At 68.7% G+C, this 25,253-nt stretch carries 31 protein-coding genes; 21 read left to right on the plus strand and 10 right to left on the minus strand.

Annotated features, from left to right (window positions below):
• Positions 1-909, minus strand: coding sequence for an alpha/beta hydrolase (locus OPU66_RS07865; protein ID WP_498553065.1), 909 nt, complete (start codon positions 907-909; stop codon positions 1-3).
• Between the two features lie 108 nt (positions 910-1,017).
• Here OPU66_RS07865 and OPU66_RS07870 point away from each other — a divergent pair, with 108 nt between their 5' ends.
• The gene (locus tag OPU66_RS07870; RefSeq protein ID WP_498553067.1) at positions 1,018-2,307 is read left to right on the plus strand and encodes an adenylosuccinate synthase; all 1,290 of its coding nucleotides are present in this window, start codon (positions 1,018-1,020) and stop codon (positions 2,305-2,307) included.
• An 87-nt stretch (positions 2,308-2,394) separates the two neighbouring features.
• On the opposite strand, the gene OPU66_RS07875 is transcribed toward OPU66_RS07870, so the two are convergent.
• Positions 2,395-3,015, minus strand: coding sequence for a c-type cytochrome (locus OPU66_RS07875; RefSeq protein WP_498553069.1), 621 nt, complete (start codon positions 3,013-3,015; stop codon positions 2,395-2,397).
• Between the two features lie 110 nt (positions 3,016-3,125).
• Here OPU66_RS07875 and OPU66_RS07880 point away from each other — a divergent pair, with 110 nt between their 5' ends.
• Genes OPU66_RS07880 through OPU66_RS07900 form a run of 5 tightly spaced genes read left to right on the plus strand, consistent with a single transcriptional unit; the run spans position 3,126 to position 7,714 of the window.
• Positions 3,126-4,016, plus strand: a complete 891-nt coding sequence (locus OPU66_RS07880; protein ID WP_498553070.1) for a prephenate dehydratase — start codon at positions 3,126-3,128, stop codon at positions 4,014-4,016.
• A 50-nt stretch (positions 4,017-4,066) separates the two neighbouring features.
• Positions 4,067-4,663 (plus strand): pyridoxamine 5'-phosphate oxidase, encoded by a 597-nt coding sequence (gene pdxH, locus OPU66_RS07885; protein WP_498553072.1) that lies wholly within the window; start codon positions 4,067-4,069, stop codon positions 4,661-4,663.
• A complete protein-coding gene (locus OPU66_RS07890) occupies positions 4,660-5,625 on the plus strand; it encodes a cation diffusion facilitator family transporter (RefSeq protein ID WP_498553074.1) in 966 nt (321 codons plus the stop codon). The genes pdxH and OPU66_RS07890 overlap by 4 nt, the downstream gene beginning before the upstream one ends.
• Positions 5,622-6,419, plus strand: coding sequence for a PhzF family phenazine biosynthesis protein (locus OPU66_RS07895; protein WP_498553076.1), 798 nt, complete (start codon positions 5,622-5,624; stop codon positions 6,417-6,419). Before OPU66_RS07890 ends, OPU66_RS07895 begins: the two co-directional genes overlap by 4 nt.
• Entirely contained in the window at positions 6,416-7,714 is a 1,299-nt protein-coding gene (locus OPU66_RS07900; RefSeq protein ID WP_498553078.1) for an APC family permease, read from the plus strand. The genes OPU66_RS07895 and OPU66_RS07900 overlap by 4 nt, the downstream gene beginning before the upstream one ends.
• Positions 7,715-7,732: 18 nt before the next feature.
• Here the strand turns inward: OPU66_RS07900 and mnmA are convergent, their stop codons facing one another.
• Positions 7,733-8,845 carry a tRNA 2-thiouridine(34) synthase MnmA gene (gene mnmA / locus OPU66_RS07905; protein WP_498553079.1) on the minus strand — a complete coding sequence of 371 codons (1,113 nt, stop codon included), beginning with the start codon at positions 8,843-8,845 and terminating at the stop codon, positions 7,733-7,735.
• Between the two features lie 349 nt (positions 8,846-9,194).
• Here mnmA and OPU66_RS07910 point away from each other — a divergent pair, with 349 nt between their 5' ends.
• From OPU66_RS07910 to OPU66_RS07925, 4 genes are all read left to right on the plus strand, one after another.
• On the plus strand, positions 9,195-9,449 hold the full coding sequence (locus OPU66_RS07910) for a hypothetical protein (protein ID WP_160591627.1): 255 nt from the start codon (positions 9,195-9,197) through the stop codon (positions 9,447-9,449).
• A 102-nt stretch (positions 9,450-9,551) separates the two neighbouring features.
• A complete protein-coding gene (gene sciP / locus OPU66_RS07915) occupies positions 9,552-9,851 on the plus strand; it encodes a CtrA inhibitor SciP (RefSeq protein WP_160591625.1) in 300 nt (99 codons plus the stop codon).
• A 283-nt stretch (positions 9,852-10,134) separates the two neighbouring features.
• Positions 10,135-10,341: a 30S ribosomal protein S21 gene (gene rpsU / locus OPU66_RS07920; protein ID WP_046348761.1), complete on the plus strand. Its 207-nt coding sequence runs from the start codon at positions 10,135-10,137 to the stop codon at positions 10,339-10,341.
• Between the two features lie 164 nt (positions 10,342-10,505).
• The gene (locus tag OPU66_RS07925) at positions 10,506-11,090 is read left to right on the plus strand and encodes an FKBP-type peptidyl-prolyl cis-trans isomerase (RefSeq protein ID WP_498553080.1); all 585 of its coding nucleotides are present in this window, start codon (positions 10,506-10,508) and stop codon (positions 11,088-11,090) included.
• 189 nt (positions 11,091-11,279) lie between these two features.
• Here the strand turns inward: OPU66_RS07925 and lepB are convergent, their stop codons facing one another.
• The 4 genes from lepB to pyrE all read right to left on the minus strand — a co-directional run bounded on the left by lepB (position 11,280) and on the right by pyrE (position 13,963).
• Entirely contained in the window at positions 11,280-12,107 is an 828-nt protein-coding gene (gene lepB / locus OPU66_RS07930; protein ID WP_498553081.1) for a signal peptidase I, read from the minus strand.
• Between the two features lie 118 nt (positions 12,108-12,225).
• The gene (acpS, locus tag OPU66_RS07935) at positions 12,226-12,627 is read right to left on the minus strand and encodes a holo-ACP synthase (protein WP_498553082.1); all 402 of its coding nucleotides are present in this window, start codon (positions 12,625-12,627) and stop codon (positions 12,226-12,228) included.
• The gene (locus OPU66_RS07940; protein WP_498553083.1) at positions 12,624-13,385 is read right to left on the minus strand and encodes a pyridoxine 5'-phosphate synthase; all 762 of its coding nucleotides are present in this window, start codon (positions 13,383-13,385) and stop codon (positions 12,624-12,626) included. Before OPU66_RS07940 ends, acpS begins: the two co-directional genes overlap by 4 nt.
• On the minus strand, positions 13,382-13,963 hold the full coding sequence (gene pyrE, locus OPU66_RS07945) for an orotate phosphoribosyltransferase (protein WP_498553122.1): 582 nt from the start codon (positions 13,961-13,963) through the stop codon (positions 13,382-13,384). The genes OPU66_RS07940 and pyrE overlap by 4 nt, the downstream gene beginning before the upstream one ends.
• Positions 13,964-14,174: 211 nt before the next feature.
• On the opposite strand from pyrE, the gene coxB reads away from it, so the two are divergent.
• From coxB to OPU66_RS07995, 10 genes are all read left to right on the plus strand, one after another.
• Positions 14,175-15,203 carry a cytochrome c oxidase subunit II gene (coxB, locus tag OPU66_RS07950; protein ID WP_498553084.1) on the plus strand — a complete coding sequence of 343 codons (1,029 nt, stop codon included), beginning with the start codon at positions 14,175-14,177 and terminating at the stop codon, positions 15,201-15,203.
• Entirely contained in the window at positions 15,203-16,879 is a 1,677-nt protein-coding gene (gene ctaD, locus OPU66_RS07955) for a cytochrome c oxidase subunit I (RefSeq protein ID WP_498553085.1), read from the plus strand. Before coxB ends, ctaD begins: the two co-directional genes overlap by 1 nt.
• 128 nt (positions 16,880-17,007) lie before the next feature.
• A complete protein-coding gene (locus tag OPU66_RS07960) occupies positions 17,008-17,925 on the plus strand; it encodes a heme o synthase (RefSeq protein WP_498553086.1) in 918 nt (305 codons plus the stop codon).
• On the plus strand, positions 17,922-18,053 hold the full coding sequence (locus tag OPU66_RS07965; protein WP_498553087.1) for a cytochrome c oxidase system small membrane protein: 132 nt from the start codon (positions 17,922-17,924) through the stop codon (positions 18,051-18,053). The genes OPU66_RS07960 and OPU66_RS07965 overlap by 4 nt, the downstream gene beginning before the upstream one ends.
• The gene (locus tag OPU66_RS07970; protein ID WP_498553089.1) at positions 18,050-18,604 is read left to right on the plus strand and encodes a cytochrome c oxidase assembly protein; all 555 of its coding nucleotides are present in this window, start codon (positions 18,050-18,052) and stop codon (positions 18,602-18,604) included. Before OPU66_RS07965 ends, OPU66_RS07970 begins: the two co-directional genes overlap by 4 nt.
• Before the next feature lie 31 nt (positions 18,605-18,635).
• Positions 18,636-19,481: a cytochrome c oxidase subunit 3 gene (locus tag OPU66_RS07975; protein WP_498553091.1), complete on the plus strand. Its 846-nt coding sequence runs from the start codon at positions 18,636-18,638 to the stop codon at positions 19,479-19,481.
• Between the two features lie 107 nt (positions 19,482-19,588).
• Complete coding sequence (locus OPU66_RS07980) at positions 19,589-19,951, plus strand: DUF983 domain-containing protein (protein WP_498553092.1); 363 nt, start codon at positions 19,589-19,591, stop codon at positions 19,949-19,951.
• Positions 19,948-20,541: an SURF1 family cytochrome oxidase biogenesis protein gene (locus OPU66_RS07985; protein WP_498553093.1), complete on the plus strand. Its 594-nt coding sequence runs from the start codon at positions 19,948-19,950 to the stop codon at positions 20,539-20,541. The genes OPU66_RS07980 and OPU66_RS07985 overlap by 4 nt, the downstream gene beginning before the upstream one ends.
• Positions 20,542-20,586: 45 nt before the next feature.
• A complete protein-coding gene (gene thrC, locus OPU66_RS07990; protein WP_498553094.1) occupies positions 20,587-21,990 on the plus strand; it encodes a threonine synthase in 1,404 nt (467 codons plus the stop codon).
• Positions 21,991-22,854, plus strand: a complete 864-nt coding sequence (locus OPU66_RS07995; protein ID WP_498553095.1) for a class I SAM-dependent methyltransferase — start codon at positions 21,991-21,993, stop codon at positions 22,852-22,854.
• Between the two features lie 143 nt (positions 22,855-22,997).
• On the opposite strand, the gene OPU66_RS08000 is transcribed toward OPU66_RS07995, so the two are convergent.
• Genes OPU66_RS08000 through OPU66_RS08010 form a run of 3 tightly spaced genes read right to left on the minus strand, consistent with a single transcriptional unit; the run spans position 22,998 to position 24,671 of the window.
• Positions 22,998-23,642: a heme exporter protein CcmB gene (locus OPU66_RS08000; protein ID WP_498553096.1), complete on the minus strand. Its 645-nt coding sequence runs from the start codon at positions 23,640-23,642 to the stop codon at positions 22,998-23,000.
• Positions 23,629-24,249, minus strand: coding sequence for a heme ABC exporter ATP-binding protein CcmA (gene ccmA, locus OPU66_RS08005; RefSeq protein WP_498553123.1), 621 nt, complete (start codon positions 24,247-24,249; stop codon positions 23,629-23,631). The genes OPU66_RS08000 and ccmA overlap by 14 nt, the downstream gene beginning before the upstream one ends.
• Entirely contained in the window at positions 24,246-24,671 is a 426-nt protein-coding gene (locus OPU66_RS08010; RefSeq protein WP_498553097.1) for a metallopeptidase family protein, read from the minus strand. The genes ccmA and OPU66_RS08010 overlap by 4 nt, the downstream gene beginning before the upstream one ends.
• 39 nt (positions 24,672-24,710) lie before the next feature.
• Between OPU66_RS08010 and OPU66_RS08015 the strand changes: the two genes are divergently transcribed.
• Positions 24,711-24,998, plus strand: a complete 288-nt coding sequence (locus OPU66_RS08015) for a 4a-hydroxytetrahydrobiopterin dehydratase (protein WP_498553124.1) — start codon at positions 24,711-24,713, stop codon at positions 24,996-24,998.
• Positions 24,999-25,253: the final 255 nt, after the last annotated feature.

Here is a 25,253-nt window from a genome sequence, read left to right on the forward strand (position 1 = left end):
TCAGCCGCCCGGCAGCTGATCCAGAAACGCGTCGATCTGCGCGGTCGCGGGGTCGAGCGGCCTGCCAATCTCGTCGTTCAGCCGGACATGGCTGGTTCCCGCAATGGGCTGGACATAGACCGGGCCTGCTCCCGCGCGCACCAGATCGCGCGCCAGCGCGCGGCATTGCCAGCCGCTGCCGGGATTGGCGACATCGTGCAGCATCAGCCAGCCCGCGGCATTGGGCGCGGCGGCATGCGCCAGCGGCGACAGCGCCCATTGCCGCGCCGGATCGTCGCCGAATGCGGGGCGGAAAAACGCATCGATCGCCCCGCCGCGCGCGCCGCGCCCCAACACCGCGGTGACGTCGAGCGCCGCCGGATCGAGCAGCACGACCCCGCGCACCGCCCCCAGCGGGACGCCCGCGCGCTCCAGCCATTGCGGGTCGGCGCCCAGCATCGCCGCCAGATGCCCGCCCGAGCTGTGGCCGATCAGCACGATCCGGCGGCCGTCGATCCCCGGCATCCGCGCCAGCCGCGCGATCGCGCCCGCAATCTCGGCCAGCTGATCCTCGACCCGCGCCGTCCCGACAAAGCGGTAGCCGATGGTCGCATAGGCATGGCCGGTGCGGGTGAAATGTTCGGCCTGGCTGCCTTCGCCCGCTGCCGGCGTCCCGGCGTTCCATCCGCCGCCATGCAGATAGACGATCAGCGGCATCGTCTCCCTGCCGCGCCGGAACAGGCCGATGGTCTGGCGCGGGTCGGGGCCATAGCCGATGCGGGTGAGCGCGAGCGGGGCCGTGACCAGCCGCGCCTCGCCGGTCCGGGCAGCGATATTGGGCGTCGCGCCCAGCAGCAGCGCCGCCGCCACGATCAGGCTGATCCAGTCCATCCGCCCGTCCATCGCCCCACCTGCCATCCGCGCCATCATAGCGCGGGGGCATGGCGCTGTCGCCTGCACGGTGCCGGGGGGAGCAAAGAGGCTGGACCCGGCGGGCGGGCTTCTCTAGGCGACGCCGGGTCTGCGGGAGGATGAAGCGTGGCGAATGTGGCGGTGATCGGCGCTCAGTGGGGCGACGAGGGCAAGGGCAAGATCGTCGACTGGCTTGCCGAGCGCGCCGATCTGGTCGTGCGGTTTCAGGGCGGCCACAATGCCGGCCACACGCTCGTCATCGGCGAGAATGTCTACAAGCTGTCCTTGCTGCCGTCGGGCATTGTGCGCGGCACGCCGTCGGTGATCGGCAATGGCGTCGTGCTCGATCCCTGGGCGCTCCGGGCCGAAGTCGACAAGCTGCGCGGTCAGGGTGTCGCCGTTACCCCCGACACGCTGATGATCGCCGATAATTGCGCGCTGATTCTGCCCTTTCACCGCGATCTCGATGCGCTGCGCGAGGATGCGAGCGGCGCGGGCAAGATCGGCACCACCCGGCGCGGCATCGGCCCGGCCTATGAGGACAAGGTCGGCCGGCGCGCGATCCGGGTGTGCGATCTGGCGCATCTCGACGATCTGGGGCCGCAGCTCGACCGGCTGACCGCGCATCATGACGCGCTGCGCGCCGGGTTTGGCGAGCCGCCGATCGACCGTGCGGCGTTGCTCGATGAACTGCGCGGCATTGCCGATTTCGTGCTCGCCTTTGCCCGCCCGGTCTGGCTGACGCTCAACGAGGCGCGGCGGCGCGGGCGGCGCATCCTGTTCGAAGGCGCGCAGGGCGTGCTGCTCGATGTCGATCACGGCACGTATCCGTTCGTCACCAGCTCCAACACCATTGCCGGCACCGCGGCCGGCGGATCGGGGCTGGGGCCGTCGGCGGTCGGCTTCGTGCTCGGCATCGCCAAGGCCTATACGACGCGCGTCGGCTCCGGCCCGTTCCCGACCGAGCTGCAGGACGAAATCGGCCAGCGGCTGGGCGAGCGCGGGCATGAGTTCGGCACCGTCACCGGGCGCAAGCGCCGCTGCGGCTGGTTCGATGCCGTGCTCGTCCGCCAGTCGGTCGCGGTGTCGGGCGTCACCGGCATCGCGCTGACCAAGCTCGACGTGCTCGACGGGCTGGAGACGATCCGCATCTGCACCGGCTACCGGCTGGGCGGGCGCGTGCTCGACCATTTCCCTGCCCATGCCGCCGATCAGGCGGCGGTCGAGCCGATCTATGAAGAGATTCCCGGCTGGTCCGAATCGACCGCCGGCGCGCGTAGCTGGGCGCAGCTGCCGGCGCAGGCGATCAAATATATCCGCCGCATCGAGGAACTGATCCAGTGCCCGGTCGCACTGGTGTCGACCAGCCCGGAACGCGAGGACACGATCCTCGTCCGCGATCCGTTTGCCGACTGATCGCTGACCTTGAGCGCAAAAAAAGGCCGCGCCCGGATCGTCCCGGGCGCGGCCCTTTTTGTATCAGCAGGCGCGGGGCGCGCGGGCTTATTCGCCTGCCGCCGGAGCCTCGGCCGCGTTGAGTTCGGCGGGCGCTTCGGCGGCTGCTTCCTCGCTCGCCGCGTCATCGGTTGTTTCTGCCGGGGCCTCGGGCATCGGCTTGGGCGCATCGCTCTGCGCGTTCAGATAGGCGATGACATTGGCGCGTTCCTGCCCGTCGCCGATGCCGGCAAAGGTCATCTTGGTGCCTTCGGCATATTTGCGCGGGCTTTTCAGCCAGGCATCAAGGCTGGCCCAGTCCCACGGGCCGCTCTTGCCCTTGAGCGCATCCGAATAGGCGAAGCCGGCGACATGGGCATGGTTGCTGCCCACCGTGCCCCACAGATTGGGGCCGACGCCATTCGCGCCGCCCTTGTTGATCGAATGGCAGGCCGCGCATTTGGCGAAGCTCTTTTCGCCCGCCGCCGGATCGGCCTTGGCCATGCGCGCCTCGATCGATTCCTCGGCTTCCGCCGCGCTGCCGCCCGTCTCGACGACGCCGGCAATCGGATAACCCATCTTCTCGGGCCGTTCGGCCTTGAACAGCTCGCTCGAGACAATGCCGGCGCCCAGCGCCACGATGCCGGCACCCAGCACCCAGCCGGCGATCGTGTTGTTGCGGTCGTCCATGTTGCTCCTGATCCTCTAAAAAGCCGCGGTTCCTTTAAGAATAGACGCGCCCGCCCGCAAGCGGGCGTCTGGGTTCACAAAAGCGGCAAAACTGCCTAACCCCCCGCCCCGTGCAGAGCTATCCCGAACCCGCCCGACGGCTTGTGGCCGAAATGGCCGCCGCCGCCGCCGCCGATCCCGCGCGCGCCGTCGCCTTTCAGGGCGCGCCGGGGGCGAATTCGCATCTGGCCGCGCTCGGCCATTTTCCCGACGGGCTGCCCTTGCCCTGTTTCAGCTTCGAAGACGCGCTGGAGGCGGTGCGCGAGGGCCGCGCCGGCCATGCCGTGATCCCGATTGAAAACTCGCTGCACGGGCGGGTGGCCGACATTCATTTCCTGCTGCCCGAATCCGGGCTGGCGATTGTCGATGAACATTTCCTACCCATCGAGCCGTGCCTGCTCGGCCGCGCCGGGGTGCCGGTGACGCAGGCGATCAGCCATCCTCAGGCGCTGGGGCAGAGCCGGCAATGGCTGCGCGCGCGCGGCATCCGGCCGGTGCCCTATGCCGACACCGCCGCTGCCGCCGCGCTGGTGGCTGAGCAGGGCGAGGTCGGCGCCGCCGCCATCGCGCCGCGCTTTGCCGCCGCGCTCTACGGGCTCGACGTGCTTGCCGAATCGATTGCCGATGCGCCGCACAACATGACGCGCTTCACCGTGCTGGCGTGCGAGGCGCGGGTGCCGGCGGCGGGCGTGCCGGTGATGACCAGCCTGACGTTCGAGGTGAAGAACATCCCCGCCGCGCTCTACAAGGCGCTGGGCGGCTTTGCGACCAATGGCGTCAACATGACCAAGCTGGAAAGCTATCAGCGCGGCGGCAGCTTTGCGGCGACCGAATTCTATGCCGATATCGAAGGCATGCCGGGCGACCCGGCGGTCGATCGCGCGCTCGACGAGCTGCGCTTCCACACCAAATGGGTGCGGCTGCTCGGCAGCTATCCGCAGGCGCGCAAGCGCGGTCTCTGATCCCGCCCGGCGCTGGCATTTCGGGCGGGGCGGGCGTAGAGGCCCGGGCCATGGCCAGCCCGTTTGAAACCCTCACCGATCCCTTCGCCCTGTTCGACATCTGGTATCAGGAGGCGCGAGCGAGCGAGATCAACGATTCGAACGCGATGGCGCTTGCGACCGCCGATGCCGCGGGGCGGCCGGCGGTGCGGATGGTGCTGCTCAAGGGCCATGGGCCGGACGGGTTCGTGTTCTACACCAACCGCGAAGGGCGCAAGGCCGGCGATCTGGCCGTCAATGCGCAGGCGGCCCTGCTGTTCCACTGGAAATCGCTGCGCCGCCAGATCCGCATCGAAGGGCCGGTGTCGATCGTCGGCGACGCCGAATCGGATGCCTATTTCGCCTCCCGGTCGCGCGATTCGCAGCTGGGCGCCTGGGCGTCCGACCAGTCCCGGACCCTGCCCGACCGGGCGACGTTCGAGGCGCGCTATGAAGACGCGCGCGCGCGGTTCGACGGGCAGGATGTGCCCCGCCCGCCGCATTGGGGCGGCTACCGGGTCACGCCGCTCAGGATCGAATTCTGGCTCGACCGCGCCCACCGGCTGCACGAGCGCCGCCTGTTCGAACGCGACGGCGATGGCTGGCGGACGTCGCTGCTCTATCCATGACCGGGCCGGCGCGCGATCTGGCCAGCGATCCGGCCCGTGATCCGGCCCCTTATGCGCGGCTGACGCGCATGGCGGCGCTGGCCAGCGTGTCGGCGGCGCTGCTGCTGCTGGCGCTCAAGGGCTTTGCCGCATGGCGCACCGGATCGGTCGCGATGCTCGGCTCGCTTGCCGATACCGGGTTCGATCTGGCGGCGTCGCTGATCACGCTCTGGGCGGTGCAGCTGGCAGCACTTCCCGCCGATCATGACCACCGCTTCGGCCATGGCAAGGCGGAGGCGCTGGCCGCGCTCGCCCAGGTCGGGCTGATCGCGGTGTCGGCCGCCGGCATTGGCTGGCGCGCGGTCGACCGGCTGGTCGCGGGGGCCGTGCCCGCCAGCCCCGAATGGGGGATCGGCGTGTCGCTGGCGGCGATCGGGGTGACGGCGGCGCTGCTTGCCGTGCAGCGGCGGGTGATCCGGCGCACCGGATCGGTGGCGATTGCCGCCGACAATCTGCATTACCAGTCCGATCTGATGCTCAATCTGGGCGTCATCGCCGCGCTTGCGCTTGAGGCCGGGGCCGGGCTGTCCGGGGCCGATGCATTGGGCGGGATCGCGATTGCGCTGTGGTTGATCCGCGGCGCATGGTCCGCGGCGCGCACCGCCGTCGACCAGCTGATGGACCGCGAATGGCCCGAACCGAAGCGCCGCGCCTTTATCGCGCTTGCCAACGACCATCCGGCGTTCCGGGGGATTCACGATCTGCGCACCCGCACCAGCGGCATGCAGGATTTCGCGCAATTCCATGTCTGGGTCGATCCGGCGATGACCATTGCCGAGGCGCATGATGTGGTCGAGGAGATGGAGGGGCGGCTTGCCCGTGCCTTTCCGGATACCGAGGTGCTGATCCACCTCGATCCGGAGGGCAAGATCGACCGGGCCGGGCAGGCCGATGAACATTTGCGGGAGATGCGGGAGCGATGAGCGGAACGAGGCTGGCGTTCACCCAGGTCGATGCCTTTGCCGACCGGCGCTTTGCCGGCAATCAGGCGGCGGTGATGCCGCTCGACGCCTGGCTGCCCGATGCGCTGCTCGCGGCCATCGCCAACGAGAACAATCTCGCTGAAACCGCCTTCACCATCCCCGCGACCGGCGATGCCGATTATGAGCTGCGCTGGTTCACCCCTGCGGTCGAAGTGGCGATGTGCGGCCATGCGACGCTGGCGGCGGGGCATGTGCTGATGAACGGGCGCGATGCGGTGCGTTTCCGCACGCGCAAGGCCGGCGTGCTGACGGTGGCGCGCGACGGCGACCGCTACCGGCTCGACCTGCCGGCGGTGCCGGTGGTGCCGCATGACCGCGCCGATGTCGCAGCAGCACTTGGCGTGGCGGGGGCCGCGACCTTCCAGTCTGAAGGCGATGCGGCGGAGCCGGCGGTGATCGTGCTGCTTGCCGACGAAGCGGCGGTGCGCGCGCTTGCCCCCGATTTCCGTGCCCTTGCCGCGACCGGGGTGATGGCGATTGCCACCGCGCCCGGTGCTGCGACCGATATTGTCAGCCGGGTGTTCGTGCCGGTGTGCGGGATTGACGAGGACCCGGTCACCGGGTCCGCCCATGCCGCGCTCACCCCGTTCTGGGCCAGACGGCTGAGCCGCGAGGCGTTCACCGCGTTCCAGGCCAGCGCACGGGGCGGCCATGTCGCCTGCCGGCTGGCCGGGGACCGGGTGCTGCTCGGCGGCGGCTGCGTGACGGTGATCGAGGGGCTGTTCGCGCTTTGAGCGGCACCGGCTCGGCCGCCGACGGTGCGTTGCGGCGCGACATCGGGCTGCTGGGATCGGCGTTTCTGGCGTTTAACGGGCTGGTGGGGGCGGGGATTTTCGTCCTGCCGGGGACGCTGGCCGAACGGTTCGGCGCGTTCAGTCCGTTTGCCTTTCCGCTGTTCGGGCTGCTCGCGCTGGTCATTGCGCTGCCCTTTGCGCGCATCGCCGGGCATCATCCGCTGTCGGGCGGGCCGGTCGTCTATGCGGCACCGTTCGGGCCGTTCGTCGCCTTTCAGGCCGGCTGGCTCTATTATGTCGCGCGGGCGACGGCGCTCGCGGCCAATCTCAATGTGCTGGTGGCCTATGCGGCCGGGCTATGGCCGGTGCTCGGCACCGGGCCGGTGCGCGCGGCGCTGATCCTGGCGGTCATCGCGCTCGTCTGCGCGGTCAATGTCGCCGGGGTGCGCCGGGCGGTGCGGCTGGTCGATGCGATGACGCTGCTCAAGGCCGCGCCGCTCGTCCTGCTCGCGCTGGCGGCGCTCGTCATGACCGCGCCCGACCTGTCGGGGTTGCTGCGGTCGGTGCCGGTGCCGCCGGCGGTGCCGCCGCTTGCCGAACTCAACGCGGCGGCGCTGCTGACGCTTTATGCCTTTGTCGGGTTCGAAAACAGCGTGGTTGCGGCGGGCGAGACGCGGCGGCCGGGCCGCACGCTGCCGCGCGCGCTGATCGGCACGGTGGTGCTGACGGCGCTGGTCTATACGCTCATCCAGGCCGCCTATCTGGCGGTGATGGGCACGGCCCCGGCGGGCGCGGCCGGGGGCGATGCGCCGATGATCGCGTTCGGCCGCGCGGTATGGGGGGAGGCCGGGGCGCTGCTGCTCACCATCGCCGCCATCGCTTCGGTCACCGGCAATGTCGCCGCGGGCGTCACCGGCAGCGCGCGCACCACCTATGCGATGGGGCGCGACGGGCTGCTGCCGCGCTGGTTCGCGGCCGTCGATCCGCGCTTTGCGACCCCCGCCCGGTCGATCTGGTTCATGGGCGCGTTCATCGCCGTGCTGGCGCTGACCGGCGGCTTTGCCTGGCTGGCGGTGGCAAGCGTGCTCGCGCGGATGATCATCTATGCGCTCAGCATCGCCGCCCTGCCGCGCGCCGAGCCGGGCCGGGCGGGCATATGGGCGCTGACCCTGGCCGGCATCGCCACCTGCGGCTGGGTCGCCGCCCAGTCGGGGGCGGGCAGCTGGCAGGTGCTGGGCGTGCTCGGCGGGGCGGGGATGGCGCTTTATCTGGTCGCCCGGCGCGAACGGGCCTAGCTTGGTTCGCCGGCCCGTTCAGGCAGCGGTGGCAAGCGCGCTTTCAGTCGCCGCGATCCAGCCGCCGCCCAGCACCCGCTCCCCGGCATAAAGCACCGCCGCCTGGCCCGGCGACACGCCATATTCGGGGGCGTCGAACACCAGCCGGTCGCCCTCCAGCCGCGCCGGGGCGGGCTTGGCCATCGACCGCACCTTGGCATGGACCGGCCCGGTATAGCCGCCGCCCAGCCAGTTGATCTCGCTCAGCTGCGCGGCGGCGACCGCAAGCGCGCGGCGCGGGCCGACAATCACCCGGCGCGCCGCCGCGTCGAGGCGGACGACGTAAAGCGGCTCGGCTTGCCCGCCAATCTCCAGCCCGCGCCGCTGGCCGACCGTGTAATGAATAAGGCCCGGATGACGGCCGAGCACCCGGCCTTCCAGATCGACAATCTCGCCCGCCGTGTCGGCATCGGGGCGCAGCTTGCGCACCAGCCCGGCATAATCGCCGTCGGGGACGAAGCAGATATCCTGGCTGTCGGGCTTCATAGCGACGCCAAGGCCCAGCTCGGCTGCGATCGCGCGCACTTCGGGCTTGGGCAGGCCGCCCAGCGGGAAACGCAGGAAATCGAGCTGTTCGGTCGTGGTCGCAAACAGGAAATAGCTCTGGTCGCGCGCCGGATCGAGCGCGCGGTGCAGCTCTGCCCCCTCCGGCCCGACGACGCGGCGGACATAATGGCCGGTCGCCAGACAGTCCGCGCCCAGCTGCCGCGCCAGCCCGAACAGGTCGGTGAACTTCACCCCCATGTTGCAGCGCACGCACGGGATCGGCGTGCGCCCGGCCAGATATTCGTCGGCGAACTGGTCGATCACGCTGTCGCGGAACCGGCTTTCATGATCGAACACGTAATGCGCGATGCCCAGTCGGTCGCAGACGGCGCGGGCGTCGCGGATGTCCTGCCCGGCGCAGCAGCTGCCGGTGCGGCCGACCGCCGCGCCATGATCGTAAAGCTGCAAGGTGACGCCGATCGTCTCGGCCCCCGACCGCGCGGCAAGCGCCGCCACGACCGAACTGTCGACGCCGCCCGACATGGCGACGACGATGCGCTTGCCCCGCAAATCCGGGCCGAGCTGGAAATCTGCACCTTCAGTCATCGGCGCGGCATATAGGCGCTCGGGCCGCGTTTGAGAATGCAGGGGGTTTTGCGGGGGTGGTGTTGTTTGTGCTGCGCCTCACGGCGCAGGGGCGGCACCGGTCCACACCCCCACCCGGCCTCCCAACGGCAGGTTACGCTATGGGAGGCCGGGTGGGGGTGCGGGCCGGTGCCGTTCTTCCCAATCAAAAACACCCGGTGCCGCGACCAAACAATGACACACCCGGTTCCGTCGCCAAGCGGCAAAGGCTTGCCATATTGTGGTTTTACGGACGCACCGGGCTTTACCTCCCTTTAGCCCTGATCGGTCTATGCCGTCCCCCGACGAACAGAAAACAGGACCGGGCGCAGTGGAAATCGATCTTGGGCTGGCACGGCGGGCACGGCGGGCGACGCAACCCGATTATGCGACTTTGGTCGCGGTCGCGGTGGCGCGTCAGTCGGCCAGCCGCACCGCCCAGATCGTTGCCGCCGCGCAGGGCGACGGCGATGCCGGCGCACGTCTTGTCCACCTGTTCGGCACCGGCCGGTCGAATGGCGCAGGCGCGACCGGTTGTTTCAACAGCGATGTGGCTGCTCTGCTCCGCGTGGAGGCCCGATCATGACCAGGCGGTTTACCTTTCGGTTTCAGCGTTCCTGAACCCTGTTGGGCCTATGCCCGGCAAGCGTTGCGTATCGAGGCGAGAACCGCCCTGTTTGAGGTAGAAATGATCGAGAACCAGAGAATCCGCCCCGCCCAGGTGATCGGCCCGCTCGGGGAGTCGCTCACCCTCGACAGCCTGCCGCCGCCCAACACCAGCCGTTGGGTCGTGCGCCGCAAGGCCGAGGTCGTGGCTGCCGTCAATGGCGGCCTGCTGACCGTCGACGAGGCCTGCGAGCGCTATGGTCTCACCGTCGAGGAATTCGCTGCCTGGCAGCGGGCCGTCGACCGTTCGGGGATGCCCGGACTGCGCGTCACCCGTATCCAGCATTATAAGTCCCTTTACGAACGGCAGCAGAAATACTGAGATTTTTTTGGCTGCCCGGAAACGGGCTGCCGGGACAAAGGCCCCGCCGCCCGCATGGGTGCGCGGGGCCTTGCGATTCCGGGGCCGTCCGCGCCGAAATCAAGGGCGTGCGCGGCGATTGCCGGGCGGCTGCGCGCAAATGCTTGTCGAATCGCGATCCGGCTGCTAGGGCGGCGCGAACGGCGCAAACCCGGTTTGCGACGAACCTTCTATTATGCTTTGCGGGTGAGAGGCCGGCTGTCGGCCTCGCATCCGTTTTCGGGAAACGGAGTCTGACGGCGTTATGCAAATCCTCGTCCGCGACAACAATGTTGACCAGGCGCTGCGCGCGCTCAAGAAGAAGCTGCAGCGCGAAGGCGTCTATCGCGAGATGAAGCTGCGCCGCCATTATGAAAAGCCGTCGGAAAAGCGCGCCCGTGAGCGCGCTGCCGCGATCCGCCGCGCCCGCAAGCTGGAGCGCAAGCGGGCCGAGCGCGACGGCGTCAAGTAAGACGCTGGCGGGGGCGGCCGGTCCGCCCCCTTTGCCCCGCACGGGGGCATTTTCGTCTTTTGCGCCAATATCCTGGCTTTCCGGCTTTCCCCGGACGGCCGGCTGTGGTTTAGCTGCCGGCCGTTATCGCCCGACTGACCGGGCCTGACCACCGGAGTTGATCCATGTCCGTGACCGCCGTTCCGCTTCGTCCCGTTTCCCGGCGGGTGCTGTCGATGTTGTGGGGCGGCCTTGGCGTCGCGGCGGTGGCCGCGTTCGGGCTCGCCTGGGTCGGCACCGGCCCGGTGATCGCGCAGACCGGCTCGTCCGCGCAGTTCCTGTCGTGGAATGCGGGCCAGCCCGGCGTCACCCAGACCGCATCGGGCCTGCAATATCAGATGCTCAAGGCCGGCGAGGGCGACAGCCCGGCCGATACCGATGTCGTGCTCGTCAAATATAAGGGCATGCTGCGCGACGGCACGGTGTTCGACCAGAATGAACGCGCCCCGATGGAGGTCGCGCAGGTCATCCCCGGCTTTTCCGAAGGGCTGAAGCTGCTCAAGCGCGGCGGTCAGGCGCGGTTCTGGATCAAGCCCGAGCTGGGCTATGGCGAGCGCGAAGTCGGCGGCGGCAAGATCCCGGCCAACTCGCTGCTGATTTTCGAGGTCGAGCTGATCGATTTCATCCCCGCCGCGGTGCTCCAGCAGATGCAGCAGCAACAGCAGGGCATGCCGGGCGGGATGCCCGGCGCGGCATCTGGGCCGCGCTGAGCCTCCGGCCTTTCCCCAATCTCGACGGATCGTTCCGGGCGCTGCGCTTCAGGCTCAGCGCCCGAACTTTTTGGGCCGGCGTCGGCTGTGATGCGCGGCCTGGCCTGGAGCATTTTCAAGCCGGGTTGGATCCACCCGGCGACTCGGAAAATGCGCCAAATCAAAGGCCTGGAGCGGGCCGGCGCGCGGTCAGCGCTCCGCGCGTGCCGGATGCAGCGAATTGCCCGCCCGGCCGCCGCGCAGCGCCTGCAGCCAGCTGATCGGATTGTACCATTCGGCCGTGCCGTCGAGCGAGAAGGTGATGAACTCCGCCCGGCCGCCCAGATTCTCCCACGGCACCGGCCCGCCCAGCCCGCCCTGGTCGAGCGGCACACGGCTGTCGGCGGAGCGGTCGCGATTGTCGCCGACCAGGAACACATGCCCCTCGGGCACGGTCAGCGGCGGGAAATCGTCGGTCGAGCTGGCCCCCAGATCGATGGTGTCGAAGCTGCGGCCATTGGCTAGGGTTTCGCGCACGATCGGCAGCGCGCAATAGGGCTTGCCGTCCGGGCCGGTCACAAGGCGGCCGGGAAACTGGTCGTCGCGGCATGGCGCATTGGCGTCGACGGGGATCAGTCGCGGCGCTGGCAGCGACCGCCGGACCGGCACGCCGTTCAGCACCAGAGTGCCGCCGCGCATCTCGATCCGGTCGCCGGGAAGGCCGATCACCCGCTTGATATAATCCTGCCGGACGCCCGGCGGGGAGGCGATCACGACATCGCCGCGCTCCGGCAGCCGCCCGAACAGCCGCCCCGGCATGAACGGCAGGATATGGAAGGTCGGCGAGACATAGGACCAGCCATAGGGATATTTGGACACGACCAGCCGGTCGCCGACCAGCAGGCCGGGCATCATCGATTCCGACGGGATATAGAATGGCTTGGCGATGAAGCTGTGAAAGCCGAGCACTGCCAGCAGCAGCCAGAAGATGCCGCGCGCCTCGGCCAGCCAGTCGGTCTTGTCTTTCGGCCCTGCCATCGTCGCGCCCTGTTCCATTCCGTCCGTTCCGTTCACCCGATCATGCCCCCGGCCATGCGCCTGCCGCTGTTGCACCCTGTGGCTGTGCAGGCGCTGAACGGGGATCGGGGCGGTGCCATCATTCCGCCACCGCCTCGATAATCACGAACGCCTGCGCCCAGGGATGGTCGTCGGTCAATGTCAAATGTATCCGCGCGACATGGCCGGCGGGGATCAGCGCATCGAGCGCCGCGCGCGCGCCGCCCTCCAGCGCGAGCGTCGGCGCGCCCGAGGGCAGGTTGACCACGCCGATGTCGCGCATGAACACGCCGCGGCGAAAGCCGGTGCCGACCGCCTTGGAAAACGCCTCCTTGGCGGCAAAGCGCTTGGCGAGGGTGCCCGCTTTGGTCAGCGGCCGCCGCGCGGCGCGGGCGCGCTCGGCATCGGTGAACACCCGCTGTTCGAACCGGTCGCCGAACCGCGCGAGCGAGGCTGCGATCCGCTCGATGCTGCACAGATCGGAGCCGAGGCCGACGATCATGAACCGGCGCGCGTCCCCGTAATGCCGCGCGCTTCATCCATCAGCGCCCGCATCTGCCGGATGCTCTGGTCCAGCCCGATGAAAATCGCCTCGCCGATCAGATAATGGCCGATGTTCAGCTCGGCAATCTGCGGGATGGCGGCGATGGGCACGACATTGGCGAAGGTCAGCCCGTGCCCGGCATGCGATTCGATGCCGTTCTTGGCCGCGAGCGCCGCGGCATCGGCGATGCGCGCCAGCTCGGCGGTTGCCGCCGGCTGATCGTCCGCCAGCAGCAGATGCGCATAGCGGCCGGTGTGGAACTCGACGACCGGCGCGCCCAGCCGGATCGCCGCCTCGATCTGGCGCGGATCGGGTTCGATGAACAGGCTGACGCGGATGCCGGCATCGCCCAGCCGCGACACCAGTGGTGCCAGCTGGTTGTGCAGCCCGGCGGCGTCCAGCCCGCCCTCGGTCGTCCGCTCCTCGCGCTTTTCGGGCACGATGCAGGTGGCGTGCGGGCGGTGGCGCAGCGCGATCGCCAGCATCTCCTCGGTCGCCGCCATCTCCAGATTGAGCGGCAGATCGGTCGCGGCCATGATCCGTTCCAGATCGGCATCGCGGATATGGCGACGGTCCTCGCGCAGATGAGCGGTGATGCCGTCGGCCCCGCACGCGGCGACGATCTCCGCCGCGCGCACCGGATCGGGATGGTCGCCGCCGCGCGCGTTGCGGATGGTGGCGACATGATCGATGTTGACGCCCAGCCGCAGGGTCATGCCGCGCGGCTTCCGGGCTTGACCGCCGGGATCGCCGCCAGCTCGGGCGGCAACGCGTCGGGCGCATAGCTTGGCACGTCGAGCCGGATCAGCGGGAAAAACGGCACGCCCAGATCGGCGCTGCCGTTCGACCGGTCGACCAGCGCGGCGGCGGCGACGACTTCGCCCCCGGCGGCGCGGATCGCGGCAATGGCTTCGCGCGACGACAGGCCGGTCGTCACCACATCCTCCATCATCAGCACCTTCTGCCCCAGCTCCAGCGCAAAGCCGCGGCGCAGATGGAACACCCCGTCGGGCCTTTCGAGGAACATCGCATCGACGCCGAGCGTGCGGCCCATTTCATGGCCGGCAATCACCCCGCCCATCGCCGGCGACACCACCGCGCTGATCGCCGCGCGCACATCGTCCGGCAGCCGCGCGGCGAGTGCGGCGGCGAGTCGGGCCCCGCGCGCCGGGTTCATCAGCACCCGCGCACATTGCAGATAACGGGGGCTGCGCAGGCCCGATGACAGGATGAAATGCCCGTCGAGCAGCGCGCCGGCGCTACGGAATTCGGCCAGAATCTGATCGTCGGACAGGTCGGGGGAAGCGGCGGCGGTCATGCCCGCCGCGATACGCGCTTGGCCCCGGGCGTGCAATGCTGCGCCCGTGTTCTATAATATATGTTAGCGGACATAACCGATCTTGAGGCGGCCCGGAACCGCGCCTATAAGCCGCCCGATTTCGTTGTCAGGACCGCCTGTTGCCGGCGTCCGCCAGCAACAACCGATGGAAGAAAACGGGACGCCTATGAAGCTCGCCAAAACCCTCTTGCTCGCGATCGGCCTCGCATGTGCGCCGGCCATTGCCCAGGCGCAGGATGCGCCCCAACAAGCAGCGACGGTGGCGGCCGAAGCCAAACCGGTGGCCGCAGCTCCGGCTGCGGCCCAGGCACCCGCCGACGACGCCGTGCAGGCCCCGGTGGCCGGCATCGGCATGCCGACCGATCGCGCGATCGGCCTGCAGACCCAGTTCTCGCCCAATGGCCGCCGTGCGCTTTGGATGCATGATGCGCTGCTGATGCCGATCATGGTCGCGATCTGCGTCCTCGTGCTCGGCCTGCTGCTGTGGTGCATCGTCCGCTTCCGCCGCGCCGCCAATCCGGTGCCGTCCAAGACGTCGCACAACACCGCGATCGAGGTGATCTGGACGCTGGTGCCGGTGCTGATCCTGGTCGGCATCGCCATTCCCTCGATCAGCCTGCTCGCCGCCCAGTTCAAGCCGGCCGGCAAGGATGCGGTCACGGTCAAGGCGATCGGCAACCAGTGGTACTGGACCTATCAGTATCCGGATCATGGCGGGTTCGAGATCGTGTCGAACATGCTCGAGGACCAGCCCAAGCCGGGTGCCAAGCAGCGCACCGACGCCGATGGCCCGCGCCTGCTTGCCGTCGACAACCGCATGGTCATTCCGGTCGGGCAGGAAATCCGCCTGCTGACCACGTCCAACGACGTGATCCACAGCTTTGCGATGCCGTCCTTCTGGGTGAAGCTCGACGCCATCCCCGGCCGCGTGAACGAGATCGCGTTCAAGGCGGAAAAGGAAGGCGTGTATTTCGGCCAGTGCTCGGAACTGTGCGGCGCACGCCACGCTTATATGCCGATCGCGATCGAAGTCGTGTCGGCTGAAAAGTTCGCGGCCTGGGTCGCGGCCAAGGGCGGCAAGATGCCGGGTGCGGCCGAGGCCGCGCCGGCCGCTGCCGCAGCGGCTGCCCCCGCCGCCGAGACCGCCAGCGTTTCTGCCGCCCCCGGCGGCGAACCCAGCCAGGGTACCAACTGATGACTGAGATTGCTGCAACCCCGTCCGCCTTTGTCGCGGACCATGGGCATCACGCGCATGATGCCGATCACAAGCCGGGCTTCTTCGCGCGCTGGTTCCTGTCGACCAACCACAAGGATATCGGCACGCTTTACCTGATCTTCGCGATCATCGCGGGGATCGTCGGTGGCGCGATTTCGGGCCTGATGCGCATGGAACTGGCCGCCCCCGGCGTCCAGTATCTGCAGGGCTGGGCCAGCATCGTCGAAGGCTCGACCGCCTCGATGGATCAGGCCTATCACCTGTGGAACGCGCTGATCACCGCCCATGGCCTGATCATGGTGTTCTTCATGGTCATGCCGGCGATGATCGGCGGCTTTGGCAACTGGTTCGTGCCGATCATGATCGGCGCGCCGGACATGGCCTTTCCGCGCATGAACAATATCAGCTTCTGGCTGACTGTTCCCGCCTTTCTGCTGCTGCTCGGCTCGGCCTTTGTGCCGGGCGGCACCGGCAATGGCGCGGGCACGGGCTGGACCGTCTATCCGCCGCTGTCGACCAGCGGCTCGGCGGGCCCGGCGGTCGACATGGCGATCCTGTCGCTGCACTTGGCCGGCGCGGCGTCGATCCTTGGCGCGATCAACTTCATCACCACCATCTTCAACATGCGCGCGCCGGGCATGACCCTGCACAAGATGCCGCTGTTCGTGTGGTCGGTGCTGGTCACCGCCTTCCTGCTGCTGCTCGCGCTGCCGGTGCTCGCGGCCGCGATCACCATGCTGCTCACCGACCGCAACTTCGGCACCGCATTCTATGATGCGGCCGGCGGCGGCGATCCGGTGCTTTACCAGCATCTGTTCTGGTTCTTCGGCCATCCCGAAGTGTACATCATGATCCTGCCGGGCTTCGGCATCGTCAGCCAGATCATCGCGACCTTCAGCCGCAAGCCGGTGTTCGGTTATCTGGGCATGGCCTATGCGATGGTGGCGATCGGCGTGATCGGCTTCGTCGTGTGGGCGCACCACATGTTCACGACCGGCATGAGCGTGAATGTGAAGATGTACTTCACCGCGGCGACGATGGTGATCGCGGTGCCGACCGGCATCAAGATCTTCTCGTGGATCGCGACCATGTGGGGCGGCTCGATCACCTTCAAGACGCCGATGCTGTGGGCGCTCGGGTTCATCTTCATGTTCACCGTCGGTGGCGTGACCGGCGTCGTGCTCGCCAATGGCGGCGTCGACGACAATCTGCACGACACCTATTATGTCGTCGCGCACTTCCACTATGTGCTGTCGCTGGGCGCGGTGTTCGCGCTGTTCGCCGGCTTCTATTACTGGTTCGCCAAGATGAGCGGCCGCCAGTATAACGAGCTGCTCGGCCAGCTGCATTTCTGGGTGTTCTTCGTCGGCGTGAACGTGCTGTTCTTCCCGATGCACTTCCTGGGCACCCAGGGCATGCCGCGCCGCTATCCGGACTATCCGGATGCCTATGCCGCCTACAACCATCTGGCGAGCGTCGGCTATGGCATCATGGCGCTCGGCATGGCGATCTTCTTCGTCAACGTGATCGTCTCGCTGCTCGCCGGCCGCAAGGCTGCCGACAATCCGTGGGGCGAAGGTGCGACGACGCTGGAATGGACCCTGTCCAGCCCGCCGCCGTTCCACCAGTTCGAAACCCTGCCGAAGATCGACTGACCTTCGGCGTCCGGCCCGCTGCCGATCGTGGCGGCGGGCCACCGGCCCCGCCCTGTTGGCGGGACGTGCAGCGGACGGCGCGGGAGGCATGGCCTTTCGCGCCGGCTGCACAGCAAGAGTGCCAGGCGATGAACAGCACCACGCTCGACGCATCCGTTCCGATGCCCGCCGACTGGCGGGACTTTCTCGCGCTGACCAAGCCGCGGGTGATGACGCTCGTCGTCTTCACCGCCCTGTGCGGCCTGCTCGCCGCGCCGGGCGGGATCGATCCGGTGATCGGCTTCACCGCCATCCTGTGCATCGCCGTTGCGGCGGGTGCCGCCGGGGCGCTCAACCAATGGTATGAAGCCGATATCGACGCCAAGATGAAGCGCACCGCGCGCCGGCCTTTGCCCGCCGGGCGGATGGCGCCTGAATCGGCGCTGCATTTCGGCATGGCGCTGTCGGGCTTTTCGGTGGTGATCATGGGGCTGGCGACCAACTGGCTCGCCGCTGCGATCCTCGCCTTCTCGATCTTCTTCTACGCCGTCATCTACACGATGTGGCTGAAGCCGCGGACGCCGCAGAACATCGTGATCGGCGGCGCCGCCGGGGCGTTCCCGCCGCTGATCGGCTGGGCCGCCGTCACCGGCGACGTCACGCTGATGCCGGTGCTCCTGTTCATGATCATCTTCCTGTGGACGCCGCCGCATTTCTGGGCGCTCGCGCTGTTCGTGCGCATGGATTACGCCAATGCCGGCGTGCCGATGCTGCCGGTGGTCGCGGGTGAACGCGCGACGCGGCGGCAGATCTTCCTCTACACGCTGCCGATGATCGCGGCGGCGGTCGCCCCCTGGCCCTTGGGGCTTGCCGGGCCGGTTTACGGCGTCGCGGCGGCGGTGCTGAGCGCGGTGTTCCTGCTGCTTGCGGTGCGCGTCGGCTTTCCGCCGGCGCAGCCGGTGGAGGGCATGAAGGCCGAGAAAAAGCTGTTCGCTTTTTCGATCCTGTATCTGTTCATCCTGTTCGGTGCGCTCGTTGCCGACATCGTCGCGATGAGGCTCGCATGACCGATCCGATCGAAGAGATCCGCGCCCGTCAGCGTGCCCGGTCGCGGGTGATGGCGCTTGTGCTGGCCGGCATGGCGCTGTTGTTCTTCTTCCTCACCTTCGCCAAGATCGGGCAGCCGGGCGTATGACCGATCTCGCGCTCCGCAACCGCCGCAGCGCCGCGCTCGCCGCGCTGATGGCGCTTGCCATGGTCGGCCTCGGCTTTGCCGCCGTGCCGCTTTACCGGCTGTTCTGTCAGGTCACCGGCTTTGGCGGCACGACGATGCGCGCGACCGAGGCCGATCTGCCGACCCGTGCCAGCAGCGTGCAGGTGGCCGTGCGTTTCGACGCGAACACCGCCTCGGGTCTGCCCTGGCGCTTCGGTCCCGAACAGCCGGTGCAGCGCGTTGCGGTCGGCGCGCGCGACATGGCGTTCTATTATGCCCAGAACCTGACCGATCGGCCGGTGACGGGCCGCGCGGTGTTCAACGTCTCGCCCGATCAGGCGGGCAAATATTTCAACAAGATCGAGTGTTTCTGCTTTACCGAGCAGACGCTCAAGCCCGGCGAGCGCGTGCGCATGCCGGTCACATTCTTCGTCGATCCGGCGATCCTTGATGATCCCGACACGAAGGATATCCAGCAAATCACCCTCAGCTACACCTTCTACCCGGTGGATTCCGCCGGGCAGGGCAGCTAGGGCTTTTCGATCAACGGAGCAGGGACGCATCATGGCCGGCGCCAAGAACCACGATTATCACATTCTGCCCCCCAGCCCCTGGCCTCTCCTGGGCTCGTTCTCGGCGCTGACCATGGCGGTCGGCGGCGTGATGTGGATGCACCAGGCGGCCTATGGCGGCTATGTGTTCCTGCTCGGCCTCGCCGGCGTGCTCTACACCATGTATGGCTGGTGGTCGGACGTTGTGCGCGAAGCGAACAGCGGCGATCACACCCCGGTCGTGCAGCTGCACCTGCGCTACGGCATGATCCTGTTCATCGCCTCGGAAGTGATGTTCTTCGTCGGCTGGTTCTGGGCGTGGTTCGACTTCTCGCTGTTCCCGGTGCCGCTCGAAATCGTCGACGGGTCGGCGCAGATCGCCGAGATCGCCGCCCAGTGGCCGCCCAAGGGGCTGGAAGTGATCGATCCGTTCGCCTTCCCGCTGCTCAACACGCTGATCCTGCTCTGCTCGGGCACCACCGTGACCTGGGCGCATCATTCGCTGATCAACGGCGATCGCGAAGGGTTCAAGAAGGGCCTGTGGCTGACCATCGGCCTCGGCCTGCTGTTCTCGGCCATCCAGGCCTATGAATATCTGCACTCGCCGATCCCGTTTAAGGGCCTGAATTACGGTGCCGCCTTCTACATGGCGACCGGCTTTCACGGCTTCCACGTGCTTGTCGGCACGATCTTCCTGATCGTCTGCCTGGTGCGCGGCTATCGCGGCGATTTCACCCCGCGCCAGCATTTCGGCTTCGAAGCGGCGGCGTGGTACTGGCACTTTGTCGACGTGGTGTGGCTGTTCCTGTTCGTCGCCATCTATGTGTGGGGCAGCTGGGGCGCGCCGGTTCACGGCTGATCCGGTGATGGGCTGCGCCCATCCTGTTCAAACGGCGCCGGGGCGGATCGTCCCGGCGCCGTTTTGCATTGCAGCTGACGCAAACCGCCCGCCGGGGAAGGACTGACATGGCGTCTCCCGAACTCGCCGCCGCTGCCCTGCGCGGCCTGTGCCCGGCCTGTGGCGCACCGACATTGTTCGATGGCGTGGTCCGTTTCGCGCCGCGCTGCCGGGCGTGCGAGCTGGATTTCGGGCGCTATAATGTCGGCGACGGGCCGGCGGCGTTCCTGACGCTCGGCATCGGCACGGTGGTGACCGTCGCGGCCCTTCTGGTCGAGCTGCGTTTTTCGCCGCCGGTGTTCGTTCATCTGTTGCTCTGGGGCCCGCTGACGCTGGTGCTGACGCTCTTCAGCCTGCGCGCGGCCAAGGCGGCGCTGATCTTCCTTGAACATCGCAATCAGGCGCGCGAAGGCCGGATCGAGCCGTCATGACCAGTCCCCGCACGCCCCTGCGCCTGCCGCTTGTCCCCACCATCATCGTCGCCGGGGCGGTGGCGGTGATGATCGCGCTCGGCATCTGGCAGCTGGCGCGTTCGGCCGAGAAAAAGGCGCTGATCGCCCGTTATGCCGCCGCGCGCGGCCTGCCCGAAATCGCGCTACCGGCGGTGCCCGATCCGCGCGATCCGCCGCTGTTCCGCCGGGCCTCGGCCTATTGCCTGACCGTCACCGGCTGGAGCGCGCAGGCCGGCCGCAACCCCAAGGGCGATACTGGCTGGGTGCATGTCGCCGCCTGTGCGCGCGGGGCCGAGGGGCCGGGTTTTCAGGCGGTGATGGGCTGGTCGCCTACGCCCGCGCCGCCGCGCTGGACCGGCGGGCCGGTCAGCGGCGTGATCGCGCCCGACAAGGCGCATGTCTGGCGGCTGGTGGCAACGACGCCGGCCCCCGGCCTGTTGCCCGCCCGGCCACCCAGCCTTGCCGATGTGCCCGACAATCACATCGCCTATGCGCTGCAATGGTTCTTCTTCGCCGGCGCCGCGGCGGTCATCTATCTGCTCGCCCTGCGCCGCCGCGCGCGCGGCTGATCGCTTTCTTGCCCCGGCGGTCCCCGACGGTTAATCCGGCCCGCCATGGACTATATCAGCACGCGCGGCGCGGCGCCGACGCTCGATTTCGAGGCCGTGACCCTGGCCGGCCTTGCCGGTGACGGGGGGCTTTACGTGCCCAGCGCCTGGCCGCGCCTCGACCGGGCGGAGATCGCCGCGCTTGCCGGGCTGGATTATGTCGACACGGCGGTTGCCGTCATGCGCCCCTTTGTCGGCGGGGCGATCGACGATGATGCGCTGAAGGCGCTGTGCACCCAGGCCTATGGCCGCTTCGCCCATGCAGGGGTGACGCCGCTGGTCCAGCTCGACCAGCGCCATTGGCTGCTGGAGCTGTTCCATGGCCCGACACTGGCGTTCAAGGATGTCGCGCTCCAGCTGCTCGGCCTGTTGTTCGAGCGCTTCCTGTCGCGGCGCGACACGCATCTGACCGTTATCGGCGCGACCTCGGGCGATACCGGCTCGGCCGCCATCGACGCGCTCGCCGGGCGGGCCAAGGTCGATATCTTCATGCTCCACCCGCATGGCCGGGTGTCGGACGTGCAGCGGCGGCAGATGACCACGGTGCTCGCCCCCAATGTCCACAACATCGCCATCGAGGGCAGTTTCGACGATGCCCAGGCGATGGTGAAGGCGATGTTCGGCCGCCCGGATTTCGCCGGCCGCTTCACTTTGTCGGCGGTCAACTCGATCAACTGGGCGCGGCTGATGGCCCAGATCGTCTATTATTTCTACGCCGCCGTCCGGCTGGGCGCGCCCGACCGGCAGGTCGCCTTTGCCGTGCCGACGGGCAATTTCGGCGATGTGTTCGCCGGCTATGTCGCCGCGCGCATGGGCCTGCCGGTGGCGCGGCTGATCGTTGCCACCAATGTAAACGACATTCTGCACCGGGCTCTGTCGACCGGCGATTATGCCGCCGGGGTGGTCACGCCCACCGCGACTCCGTCGATGGACATTCAGGTCAGCTCAAACTTCGAACGGCTGCTCCACGATCTCGATGCCGCCGCCGTGCCCGGCCAGATGGCGGCCTTTGCCGCCAACCGGGCGATGCGGCTCACCGATGCGCAGCTGACGGGCGCGCGGCCGCTGTTTTCGAGCGCGCGGATCGATGCCGATGAAATGTCGCTCGCCATGCGCTGGGCGTGCGAGCGCGCGGGCGAGGTGATCGATCCGCACAGCGCCGTCGCGCTCGCCGCCGCGCGGGCGGCGGATCTGCCCGGCGATGTGCCGGTGGTGACGCTGGCGACCGCGCATCCGGCCAAATTCCGCGACGCGGTCGAACGCGCGACCGGCATCCGCCCCTCGCTCCCGGCGCGCGTCGGCAAGCTGTTCGAGCGCGAGGAACGGTTCAGCCTGTTGCCCAACGATCTGGAGGCGGTGATCGGCCATATCGCCGCGCGCGCGACGCCGGTTGCCGGGGTGCAGGGCTGAATGGACGCGCCCCGGCTGCTCATCGGCGATGGCTGGGCCGATTACGGCCTGATCGACAGCGGCCATGGCCGCAAGCTCGAACGCTATGGCCGCTACCGCTTCATCCGCCCCGAACCGCAGGCGATGTGGGCGCCCGCCAGCGCCGACTGGCAGGCTGACGGCGAGTTCGTGCCCGGATCGGACGAGGATGGCGGCGGGCGCTGGCGCTTCGACCGGCCGGTCCCGCGCGAGGGCTGGCCGCTCGCCTGGAACGAGGCGCGCTTCACCGCCGCCTGCACGCCGTTCCGGCATCTGGGATTTTTCCCCGACATGGCCCCGGTGTGGGACTGGATGCGCGGCCTGAAGCCGGCCACCGCGCTCAACCTGTTCGGCTATACCGGCGTCGGCACGCTGGCGCTGGCGGCGACCGGGGCCGAAATGGTGCATGTCGACGCCTCGAAGAAATCGGTCGAGGCGGCGCGCGCCAATGCCCGGCTGTCGGGGATGGACGACCGGCCGGTGCGCTGGATCGTCGACGATGCCGCGAAGTTCGTCGCGCGCGAGGTGCGGCGCGGCCGGCGTTATGACGGGATCATCCTCGATCCGCCCAAATATGGCCGTGGCCCCGAAGGCGAGGTGTGGAAGCTTGAAGAGCATCTGGCGCCGCTGGTTGCCGATTGCCGCCGCCTGCTCGACGCCGAATCGCGCTTCCTGTTCCTCACCGTCTATGCGGTGCGGCTGTCGGCGCTGGCGATCGGCGAGCTGGTCGCCCAGGCCTTTGCCGATCTGCCCGGCCGCGTCGAATGCGGCGAACTGGGCGTGCGCGAGGAAGCGCGCGGGCTGATCCTGCCGACCGCGATCTGGGCGCGCTGGCAGCGGGATTGAGGGTGGATTGAGGTTGCGGGGGAGTTGTTTGCTCCCGGCACCGGGAGTCTTTGTTTGGTCGCGGCACCGGCCCGTGCGGCGTGAGCCGCACCACAAACAACGCCGCCCCCGCGCCGCAAGGCGCGGCACAAACAACTCCCCACCTACTCCCGCGCCGCGCGCAGCGCCGCGCCGGCGGCAAAGGGCGCGCCTGCCGTCAGCAGCAGCGATACCGCGCCGAGCAGCCTGAGCGCCGAGCCGGACCCGTCCGCCACCGCCCCCGCGCCGAAGATCAGCACCGGCACCGCCAGCGGCAGCATCAGCAGCCCGCCCAGCGCCCCGGTGCCGCGCAGCCCGGCGGTCAGCGCCGCGACCGTCAGCCCCAGTGCCGCCAGCGCCGGGGTGCCGAGCGCCAGCGCCAGTTCGAGCCGCAGCAGCGCCGGCCCGTCGATCGACAGCAATGCCGCCGCCGGCAGCAAAGCGAGCATCAGCGGCGGGCCGAAGCTCAGCCAATGGGCGATCAGCTTGGCCGCCGCCACCGCTTCATCGGCATGGCCGCGCAGCGCCAGCTGGTCGAGCACGCCGCCCAGCCGGTCCGGCTCGATCAGCCGGTCGAGCGGCAGCAGCGCGGCGAGCAGCGCTGCCAGCCAGGCCAGCCCCGGCCCGGTCCGCGCGAGCAGCGCGGCATCCGGCCCGATCGCAAAGGCGAACAGCGTCGCGCTCAACAGGAAAAAGGCAAGCGGCAGCCCCGCGCCGCCGCTGCGCCAGGCAAGGCCAAGGTCGCGGCGGATGATCTCAATCATCGTCATCCTCCGCCATCGTCCGGGCGCGCGCGGCCTCGGCAAAGGGGGTGAGGTCAAGCGTCGCCGCCCCCGGCAGGGAAAGTGGCTGATGCGTGGCGGCAAGGATCAGCCCGCCCGCCTCCAGATGCGTCGCGCAGGCGCGCTCCAGCAGGGCGATGGCGTCGGCGTCCAGCCCGTTGGTCGGTTCGTCGAGCAGCCAGATCGGCGCGGCGCTCAGCACCGCGCGGGCCAGCACGGCGCGCTTGCGCTGCCCGGTCGACAGCATCCGCACCGGCACCGGGGCCAGCGCCTCCAGCCCCAGCGCCGCCAGCGCGGGGCCAAGCCGCGCCGCCCGCCCGTCGAGCCGCGCCCAGAAGCCCAGCGCCTCGGCCAGCGGCAGATCGCGGTCGAGCGCCAGCGCCTCGTCGGCCAGCGCAACCCGGCCCTGCCGCACCACCGTGCCGCCAAAGGGCGCGAGCAGCCCGGCCGCCACCCGCAACAGGCTGGATTTGCCGGTGCCGTTCGCGCCGCTGATGCGGATCGCCTGCCCGGCGCGCAGATCGAGCGACAGGCCGGTGAATAGCAGCCGCCCGCCCCGGCGGCAGGCCAGCCGGTCAAGGGTAAGCGCGGTCAGGCCCCATCCTCCAGCGCGGCATCCTCGAGCGCGGCCATATCGGCATCCGACAGCCCGAAATGATGGCCGATTTCATGGATCGTCACATGCGCGACGAGATGTTCGAGCGCGACCCCGGTTTCGGCCCATTCGAACAGCATCGGCATCCGGAACAGCTGGATCATGTCGGGCAGGGCGGCGATCGCGCCATTATGCTTGTCCCCGACCGGCTGGCCCAGATAGACGCCGGTCAGGTCGAGCGGATCGTCGATCGCCATCTCTGCCAGCAGCGCCTCGTCCGGCCAGTCATGCACCTGCACGACCACCGCCTGCAGATGAACGCGGAAGGTGTCGGGCAGGCCGGCGAGCGTCGCGCGCGCCAGCGCCTCGATGGTCGCAGCGTCGGGCGCATATGTTTCCGGCCGTTGACGTGGCGATCCCATGAAGGCGACATAGGGGAAACAGGCATGAAGGGACAAGCAATGGTCGAACAGCTCGATGAAGCGCAGCGCGCGGCCGCGCTCGACCGGCTGGGCGAGTGGGATTTTGACGAGGCACGCGATGCGCTGACGCGGCGGTTCCTGTTCGCCGATTTCTCCGAAGCCTTTGCGTTCATGACCCGCGTGGCGCTGGCCGCCGAAAAGGCCGATCATCACCCCGAATGGTCGAATGTGTGGAACCGGGTCGACATTCTGCTGACCACGCACGACGCGGGCGGGCTGTCGCAGCGCGACGTCGATCTCGCGCACATCATCGACACCCTCGCCTGATCGCGGAAACCGCCAACATCCGGCGCTTGGCGCTGTCGATTTGGCGTATTTTGCGAGCCCGCTGACCCGGATCGGAATGAAAAGCCCGGTTTTCCGGGCTTTTTATGACTTGGCACGGCCCATGCATTCTCTTTGGTGTCGCTGGCGGGACGGTCCCGTCGGCATCGCCAAGGGAGAATGATCATGTCGGGTTTTTCGTCTGTCCGTGAATCGCTGGTGTCGGTCGTCGGTGCGCTGGCGGTTGCCGCTTTCTTC

Source organism: Sphingomonas sp. URJC2 (genome assembly GCF_059803575.1).